Source organism: Methylobacterium sp. WL6, assembly GCF_008040095.1.
In the GTDB taxonomy this organism is placed as follows: domain Bacteria; phylum Pseudomonadota; class Alphaproteobacteria; order Rhizobiales; family Beijerinckiaceae; genus Methylobacterium.
In genome coordinates, this window is sequence record NZ_VRVH01000260.1 from 1 (window position 1) to 6329 (window position 6329).

Annotated in this window: 8 protein-coding genes; 5 read left to right on the forward strand and 3 right to left on the reverse strand. The window is 72.6% G+C overall.

Translation table 11 applies throughout. The features are described from left to right. Nucleotides 1–83 precede the first annotated feature (83 nt). The 4 genes from rsmG (at nt 84) to FV230_RS22715 (ending at nt 3123) form a co-directional block, all read left to right on the forward strand. Nucleotides 84–710 carry a 16S rRNA (guanine(527)-N(7))-methyltransferase RsmG gene (gene rsmG / locus FV230_RS22700; RefSeq protein ID WP_147844014.1) on the forward strand — a complete coding sequence of 209 codons (627 nt, stop codon included), beginning with the start codon at nt 84–86 and terminating at the stop codon, nt 708–710. A 50-nt stretch (nt 711–760) separates the two neighbouring features. Beyond that, on the forward strand, nt 761–1609 hold the full coding sequence (locus FV230_RS22705; RefSeq protein ID WP_147728222.1) for a ParA family protein: 849 nt from the start codon (nt 761–763) through the stop codon (nt 1607–1609). A 96-nt stretch (nt 1610–1705) separates the two neighbouring features. Beyond that, nucleotides 1706–2602, forward strand: a complete 897-nt coding sequence (locus tag FV230_RS22710; RefSeq protein WP_147844018.1) for a ParB/RepB/Spo0J family partition protein — start codon at nt 1706–1708, stop codon at nt 2600–2602. 254 nt (nt 2603–2856) lie between these two features. Beyond that, a complete protein-coding gene (locus FV230_RS22715; protein ID WP_147728221.1) occupies nt 2857–3123 on the forward strand; it encodes a hypothetical protein in 267 nt (88 codons plus the stop codon). Between the two features lie 119 nt (nt 3124–3242). Here FV230_RS22715 and FV230_RS22720 read toward each other — a convergent pair whose 3' ends face one another. Then, on the reverse strand, nt 3243–3602 hold the full coding sequence (locus tag FV230_RS22720) for a metalloregulator ArsR/SmtB family transcription factor (RefSeq protein ID WP_147844015.1): 360 nt from the start codon (nt 3600–3602) through the stop codon (nt 3243–3245). A gap of 50 nt (nt 3603–3652) precedes the next feature. Here FV230_RS22720 and arsH point away from each other — a divergent pair, with 50 nt between their 5' ends. Further along, nucleotides 3653–4390: an arsenical resistance protein ArsH gene (arsH, locus tag FV230_RS22725; protein ID WP_147844016.1), complete on the forward strand. Its 738-nt coding sequence runs from the start codon at nt 3653–3655 to the stop codon at nt 4388–4390. A 110-nt stretch (nt 4391–4500) separates the two neighbouring features. On the opposite strand, the gene holA is transcribed toward arsH, so the two are convergent. Continuing rightward, nucleotides 4501–5532: a DNA polymerase III subunit delta gene (holA, locus tag FV230_RS22730; RefSeq protein WP_147844017.1), complete on the reverse strand. Its 1032-nt coding sequence runs from the start codon at nt 5530–5532 to the stop codon at nt 4501–4503. Nucleotides 5533–5554: 22 nt separating this feature from the next. After that, a complete protein-coding gene (lptE, locus tag FV230_RS22735) occupies nt 5555–6115 on the reverse strand; it encodes an LPS assembly lipoprotein LptE (RefSeq protein ID WP_147728217.1) in 561 nt (186 codons plus the stop codon). Nucleotides 6116–6329 lie beyond the last annotated feature (214 nt).

Here is a 6329-nt window from a genome sequence, read left to right on the forward strand (position 1 = left end):
TCGCTGACGCGAGGCCCACCCTCCCCCGCAGGGGGGGTAGGGGAACCCGCGGATGTCGTCCGAAGCCTTCCGGGGGCCTCGCGATGAGCGCCGATCGCGACCGCGTGCTCGCCGCCGCGAATGTTTCACGTGAAACAGCGCAACGGCTCGATCTCTACGTGGCGCAGCTGGCGCGCTGGCAGACGATCAAGAACCTGGTCGGGCCGGCGACCCTGGCCGAGGTCTGGACGCGGCACGTGGCCGATGCGCTGCAGCTGCTCGACCTGATGCCGGAGGCGCGCCGCTGGCTCGACCTCGGCTCGGGCGCCGGCATCCCCGGGCTGATCCTCGCCATTGCCGGGCCGCCCGGCATCCGCGTCGACCTCGTCGAGAGCAACGCCCGCAAGTGCGCCTTCCTGACCGAGGCGGCCCGGGTCACCGGGGCGCCGGTAACGGTCCACAACGCGCGGATCGAGGCGGTGATCGGCGATCACCACGGGGTCGACGTGGTCTGCGCCCGGGCGCTCGCGCCGCTCGACCAGCTTCTCGCCTGGACCGAGCCACTGTTGAAAACGGGCACCACCGGGCTGTTTCCGAAGGGACGGGAAGCGGTTGCGGAATTGACCGATGCCGCGGAGCGGTGGACAGTCGGCCACGATCTCATTCCGAGCCGAACCGAGTCGACCGCCCGGATCGTCCGCGTCACCGCCCTCGCTCCCAAGAGCCCCTAGCTCTCGAGAGCCTGCCACTCCCCCCAAGCGTTCCCGTCTCCCAGGCGCCCATGACAAGCGACGCGACTCCCCATCCCGCTGCCGATGCCGCGCCCGCGCGGCCGCTCCGGGTGCTGGCGCTGGCCAACCAGAAGGGCGGCGTCGGCAAGACCACGACGGCGATCAACCTCGGCACCGCGCTCGCGGCGATCGGCGAGCAGGTTCTGGTGATCGACCTCGACCCGCAGGGCAACGCCTCGACCGGGCTCGGCATCGACCGGCGCGCCCGCCGGGTCTCGACCTACGAGGTGATGGCGGGCGAGGCGTCGCTGGCCCAGGCCGTGGTGCCCACCGCGGTGCCGCGCCTGTCGGTGGCGCCCTCGACCATGGACCTGCTCGGCCTGGAGCTGGAGCTGGCCTCGCTCCCCGACCGGGCGCACCGCCTGCGCAACGTGCTGCGGGGCCTGCGCGACGCGAACGCGACGCGCGACGTCAGCTACGTGCTGATCGACTGCCCGCCCTCGCTGAACCTGCTGACCATCAACGCGCTCGCCGCCGCCGATGCGGTGCTGGTGCCGCTGCAATGCGAGTTCTTCGCGCTCGAGGGCCTGAGCCAGCTGCTGCGCACCGTCGAGCAGGTGCGCGGCGCCTTGAACCCGAAGCTGACGATCCAGGGGATCGTGCTGACGATGTTCGATCCGCGCAACAACCTGTCGACGCAGGTGGTAGCGGACGTGCGCGGCTTCATGGGCGAGAAGGTCTACGAGACCATGATCCCGAGGAACGTCCGCGTGTCGGAGGCGCCCTCGCACGGCAAGCCGGTGCTGCTCTACGACCTGAAATGCGCGGGCTCGCAGGCCTACCTGCGGCTCGCCTCGGAAGTGATCCAGCGCGAGGGCCGGGTGCCGGCGGCGGCGTGAGCGGTCGCGACCCGCCCGTTTCGGCGGGCGGATGCGGCCCGGGACGGTTCGGGTGTACGGCGTAACGATGCGTAACGGAGTGAGTGGGTGAGCGGGATGGCGGACGAGGTGGCACGGCCCCGGCTGGGGCGCGGGCTCGCGGCCCTGATCGGCGATTTCGGGGATGCGGGCAACGAGGCGGGCAAGGTGCAGGCGCAGCGCAAGGTCGCGGTCGAGTTCCTGCGGCCGAACCCGCGCAACCCGCGCCGCAGCTTCAGCGAGACCGACCTCGACGAGCTCGCCGCCTCGATCCGCATGCGCGGCATCATCCAGCCGATCGTGGTGCGGGCGCTCGGCGAGGTGCCGGGCACGTTCGAGATCGTGGCGGGCGAGCGCCGCTGGCGCGCGGCTCAGCGCGCCGGGCAAGACGAGGTGCCGGTGGTGGTGGTCGAGATCGACGACCGCGCCTCGCTCGAGTTCGCGATCCTGGAGAACATCCAGCGCGCCGACCTCAACGCCATCGAGGAGGCCTCCGGCTACGAGCGGCTGATGAGCGAGTTCTCCTATACACAGCGCGAGCTTGCCGAGATCCTGGGCAAGAGCCGCAGCCACCTCGCCAACACCCTGCGCCTGCTCAACCTGCCGGCGAAGGTGCAGGAGCGGCTGGTCGCGGCCGAGATCACCGCCGGCCATGCCCGCGCGCTGCTCGGCGTGCGCGCGCCCGAGCTGGTGGCCAAGCGCATCGTCGAGGAGGGGCTGACGGTGCGCGACGTCGAGGCGATCGCCGCGTCCGAGCAGCAGCCCGACGACGTGCCGCGGCCCGGCCGGCCGCGTGGGCTGACCGAGAAGACCGCCGAGGTGCGCTCGCTGGAAAGCCGCCTCGCCCTGGCGCTCGGCCTCGGCGTGACTCTGAAGGCGAAGTCGTCCGAGGCCGGCGAGATCCGGATCCGCTACGGCACGGCCCAGGAATTCGAGGATCTCTGCCGCCGCTTCCAGGTCCCCGACGCCGGCTGACCGGTCGACGCCGGACGCCTCATCGCGGCGTCCGGATCTCTTGCCCCCGCCTCCGATCCCGGGACGGATGCGGGGCCGAGCCTTGTGGCGGCGGCGTGCGCGCGCCTAGAAGCGGGCTGCGTCCGCCGCCCGGGCGCGCGTTCCATCGGTCCACGCCGTGGCGTTGCGGCAGGGCCTTCAGGCTCGCACTCGGGCCTCGGTGCCGGCCTCCGGCCGTTCGCGCGGCCCGTTCCATCCTTCGCACGGACACCTCCATGCCCCGCCTACGCACGATGATCCTGGCCGCAGGCCTTCTCGCGATCCCCGGTCTCGGCCTTGCCCAGACCAGCTCCATCCGCGAGGCGCTGAAGCAGAACTGCACCGGCGATTACCTCGAGCATTGCAGCGAGCACCCGCCCGGCGGCCCGGCGGTGGAGGCCTGCTTCCGGGCCAACCTGAGCAAACTGTCGCCCGAATGCGCCGCGGCGATCGCCCTCTACAAGCGCGAGACCAAGGGCCGGCGGATCTCCGAGGGGCGGTGAGCCGGCCCCGGCCGCCAGCCGCGCCGGTCTGGGAGCAGATCGCGCACCGCCTCGGACGGGCGGCACGGACGGACGCCGCCCGGGGCGACGTCGATCTGGGGGCTCCGGCGGCCGTCGCGTCAGCGATGGCGTTCGTCATCGGTGAGGATTCGGCAGGCGTCGAGAGCGGACAGGGCCGGCGCGCAGACGTCCGGGTGGCCCTGGCAGCAATCGCGCATCAGGAACTGGATCAACCCGCCGAGCGCCGGGTAGGCCGCGCTGTAGAGGATCGAGCGGCCCTCGCGCCGGGACGCGATCAGCCCGGCATGCTCGAGCTCCTTCACGTGGAACGACAGGTTCGAGGTCGAGACGCCGACCGCGCGGGCGAGGGCACCGGCCGCGACGCCGCTCGGCCCCGCGGTCACGAGATGGCGCACGATCCGCAGGCGGTGCGCCTGGGCGAGCGCGCCGAAGGCGGCCAGAGCTTGCGCTTCGTCCATCGTCGGTCCAATATTTCAATGAATATTGAAACATAACGGACGCCCGACGCGTGGACAAGCCGCCCTTCGCCGATCTGCCCAACATCGCCGCGGAGCACTTCGCCGTGCCGACGCCGGGCACCCTCGCACCGAAGACCGGCTTCGCCCACCCGCCGCGATTCCTCATCCTGTACGGATCGCTGCGCGCGCGCGCCTTCAGCCGGTTCCTGGCCGAGGAGGCGGCCCGCCTGCTCGCGGCGATGGGTGGCGAGGTGCGGATCTATCACGCCGACGGCCTGCCGCTGCCGGACGACGCCACCGCCGACCACCCGAAGGTCCGGGAGCTGCGCGCCGCCTCGCTGTGGTCGGAGGGGCAGGTCTGGGTCAGCCCGGAGCGCCACGGCACGCTCACCGGCGTGATGAAGAGCCAGATCGACTGGCTGCCGCTCTCGGAGGGCTCGGTGCGCCCGACGCAGGGGCGCACGCTCGCGGTGATGCAGGTCTCGGGCGGCTCGCAATCGTTCAACGCCGTCAACGCGCTGCGCGTGCTCGGGCGCTGGATGCGGATGATCACCATCCCCAACCAGTCCTCGGTGCCCGCCGCCTACACGCAGTTCGACGAGGCCGGCCGGATGAAGCCGGGGCCGCTCTACGACCGCGTCGTCGACGTCTGCGAGGAGCTCTACAAGTTCACGCTGCTCACCCGCGAGCGGGCCGACCTCCTGGTCGACCGCTATTCCGAGCGGAAGGAGCGGGCGCCCGCGCGCCTCGATGCGGTGGCCGCCGACATCGGGTTCGCCAAGCCGTAGGCGGCGGCCCGGCCGGCTTCGGCCGGATCACGCAGCGTGATCCGGCGCGGCGGTGGCTCGTCAAGCCGGATCGGCGCCGATCGGCGGGCTTTGCTTGCGCGATCCGGGCCTCAGCCCCGTCGCCGCGCCGCCTGCGTCGCGATCCGCAGCAGGGCAGAGGAGGCGTGGGCGTGGGCCAGGACCGGATCGGAGCGGCGGCAGGCCAGGATCGCGTCCTGGAGGATCTGCACCGCCTGGCGCAGGGTGTTGGGGCTCCAGCGGGCGAGCTGCGTCTCGATGCTGCCCTTGCGCTTGAAGTGCAGGCCGCGCCAGCTCGCGACCATCAGGCTCGGCGCCTTGTCGCCGCCCTCGATCCGCACGGCGAGCAGCTGCAGCGCGTGGCGCAGGCCGGAGCCCAGCATCGCCGAGGGGTCGAGGCCCTCGTGGCGGAAGCGGCGGATGTCGCGCTCCACCACGTCGCCTTGGCCCGCGAAGGCGGCGTCGATCAGGGTGTTGAGCTGGCTGCCGGCGACGTCGCTCACCACCGCCTCGACGTCGTCGAGCCCGACGGTTCCGGTGCCGGCCGCGTAGAGCGCGAGCTTCTCGATCTCGGCGAGGCTCGCCCGGCGGTCGCCGCCCAGGCTTTCGGCCAGCAGGGTGCGGGCGTCGCGGTCGATGCGCAGGCCGCGCGCCTCCAGCGTCCGGTCGATCAGGTCGGCGATCGCGCGGGCGTCGTCGGCGTAGCATGGGATCGCCAGCGCCTTGGCCGACTTCTCGCACAGCGTGCGCAGCGGCGCGGTCTTGGCCAGATCGCCGGCCTCGATCACGATGCGCGTGCCCTGGATCTCGCCCTTGAGCAGCGCCTCGACGGCGGGCGCGATCGGCCGGCTCGTCGGGCGCACCCAGATCGCGCGCTTATCGCCGAACAGCCCGACGGTGCCGGCCTCGTCGACGAGCCGGCCGGGATCGCCGGCGAGCGCGTCCCCGTCGATCCGCACCAGGGCGAACGGGTCGCCCGGATCGGTGACGAAGCCCTCGGCGAGCTGCTTGGCGCGCTCGGCCACCAGCCCGGTATCGGGGCCGAACAGCAGGATCACCGGCATGCGCGGGTCCGGCCCGCGCCGCAGCAACCCCTCGATCTCGCCGGCCTTGACCGCGGTCACGCCCGGGCTCCCCGCCCGATCCTCAAGGCTTGGCCGAGAGCACCGAGGCGAGGCGGGTCTTGATCTGGTCGGCCAGCACCGAGGCGAGGCGGATCTCGGCGTCGCGGGCGGCGCGGAGGGATGCGAAGCGCTGCACCGAGCGGTCGTAGGTCGCGGTCGAGGTCGCCACGCCCTCGGTGACGATCTTGGTGCCGTCGAGGTTTTCGAGGCTGTACTTGACCACGCCGACGATGGTGCCGGCCTCAGCGCGGCCCGTGGTGGTCGAGACGATCGGCGTCTGCACCGACTCGCTGCCCTGCAGCTTCAGCCGGTAGCGCTTCGGCCCGGGCTGGCCGGAGCCGTCGAGGGCGAAGATCAGCTCGCTGCGCAGGTAGTGCCCGATGCGCTCCTGGTCGCGCGCCATCGCGATGTCGTCGACCTGGATGCCGGCGAGCAGCGCGGGCAGCGACTCGCCGGACGCCGTCGGCCCGTAGAGCGGGCGGAAGCAGGCCGAGAGGTTGAGCGCGAGGCCTGCGACGCAGGCGAGACGGGCCGCCCGCGCCGCGGCGCGAGCCGTCGCGGTCCCGATCGTTGTGTCCGCCATCCGCCTCATCCGCCCGCCGCAATCCGTCTCGTCCAGGGTTCTTTAGCGCGAGCGAACGGCCCGGCGCCACGACCCTACGCGCGATCCCTTACGATTCGTCTGCGGCGGGAGTTGGGTCGCCGAGGTCGGTGACCGCGGGCCGCGGAGGCCGGACGCGTCGCGCCGCGGCGAAGCCGAAGACGTCGGCGGGAACGCTCCCCGGGGGGCGTCGACC

Bases quoted from the DNA above. Each gene is read 5' to 3' on its own strand.
- rsmG (WP_147844014.1), top strand. From the start codon at position 84: ATGAGCGCCGATCGCGACCGCGTGCTCGCCGCCGCGAATGTTTCACGT.
- FV230_RS22705 (WP_147728222.1), top strand. From the start codon at position 761: ATGACAAGCGACGCGACTCCCCATCCCGCTGCCGATGCCGCGCCCGCG.
- FV230_RS22710 (WP_147844018.1), top strand. From the start codon at position 1,706: ATGGCGGACGAGGTGGCACGGCCCCGGCTGGGGCGCGGGCTCGCGGCC.
- FV230_RS22715 (WP_147728221.1), top strand. From the start codon at position 2,857: ATGCCCCGCCTACGCACGATGATCCTGGCCGCAGGCCTTCTCGCGATC.
- FV230_RS22720 (WP_147844015.1), bottom strand. From the start codon at position 3,602: ATGGACGAAGCGCAAGCTCTGGCCGCCTTCGGCGCGCTCGCCCAGGCG.
- lptE (WP_147728217.1), bottom strand. From the start codon at position 6,115: ATGGCGGACACAACGATCGGGACCGCGACGGCTCGCGCCGCGGCGCGG.